This is a genomic window from Streptomyces sp. NPDC005899 (genome assembly GCF_040629645.1).
Classification (GTDB): domain Bacteria; phylum Actinomycetota; class Actinomycetes; order Streptomycetales; family Streptomycetaceae; genus Streptomyces.
Genome location: NZ_JBEXWB010000708.1, coordinates 1 through 1,089, shown reverse-complemented (window position 1 = coordinate 1,089; position 1,089 = coordinate 1). Strand labels below are relative to the sequence as shown.

General features: G+C 75.4%; 2 protein-coding genes. Both read left to right on the top strand.

The window, feature by feature from the left end:
- On the top strand, positions 1-580 hold a 580-nt coding region (locus ABZ371_RS32830), incomplete at its 5' end, for a hypothetical protein (protein ID WP_358686638.1).
- Between the two features lie 178 nt (positions 581-758).
- On the top strand, positions 759-992 hold the full coding sequence (locus ABZ371_RS32825; protein ID WP_358686636.1) for a DUF397 domain-containing protein: 234 nt from the start codon (positions 759-761) through the stop codon (positions 990-992).
- Positions 993-1,089 lie beyond the last annotated feature (97 nt).

Here is a 1,089-nt window from a genome sequence, read left to right as displayed (position 1 = left end):
CGAGGGCCTGGCCGCCACGGCGGACGAGGTGGGTCGGGGTGGCGCGGACACCTGTCCGGTCCCCTACGACTTCGAGGAGGCGGTGTCCGCCGCGGGGATCGCCGGTGAGGCCGGCCCCGGCCCGGCGCCCGGTGGTGCGGACGAGCCCACGGCCACGGCGGAGAACGGACTGGAGGCCGAGGAGGGCGCGCCGTTCGCCGACAACCCGGGTGCCCTCGTCAGCTGCTGGTTCCACATCGGGCAGCGGTCCGTGGAGGTCCATCTCGTCGCGGCGCGGAAAGCGGGGGCCGAGGTGATGCTGGCACCCGTGGTACTGGAGGCCGGCGGGGAGGACATCGACGCGCTGAAGGCCTACTTCCGGCGGACGGGCGAAGCCGCTCCGGGCCGGCCGGTCCTCGGCGAGGCCGGTGACTACGCCACCGTGGGCGTCGAAGCCGAGGAACGGGGCGGTGCCGCCCTGCTGGTGACGCAGGACGACGCGGGCGGTACCCCCGTCCGGGGGGAGCCGCTGTCGTCCCTGAGCCGGGCGCTGTACGAGCGGATCTCCCGGCCCGGGGCGGTGCCGGCGCCCCGCTCGTGACCGGCCGGCCGCGCGTGTGCCGGGGCGTCGGCCGGACGGTCCGCCGGCCGCTGCCGGCACATGTGTCGAGCATCCACGTTCCGGTCACCCGGGTGGGGCGGAGCGGGGATAATCGGCAGTCAGGCCGTAAGCACGAGGGCCCGGCGGGGACGTCGCCGCCGGGCGGGAAAGGCGTCCGATGGGCACTCAGCAGGAGAAGGACGAGCTGTACGCACTCGACATCTCGGGGGTGGAGTGGCTGAGCGCCCCCGGCACCGAGGATGCCGAGGAGCGGGTGGAGATCGCCCATCTGCCGGGCGGCGCCGTCGCCATGCGGTCCTCGCTGGACCCGGGGACGGTGCTGCGGTACACGGAGGCCGAGTGGCGGGCCTTCGTCCTGGGGGCGCGGGACGGCGAGTTCGACCTCAAGTAGGGCCCCGCGGCACGGAAGAGGGGCACGTCCCGGTGGGCGGGCCCCTCTTCCGTGCGCGGAGGCGGGATCAGTACGCCTCGTCGAACAGGCCCGCGGC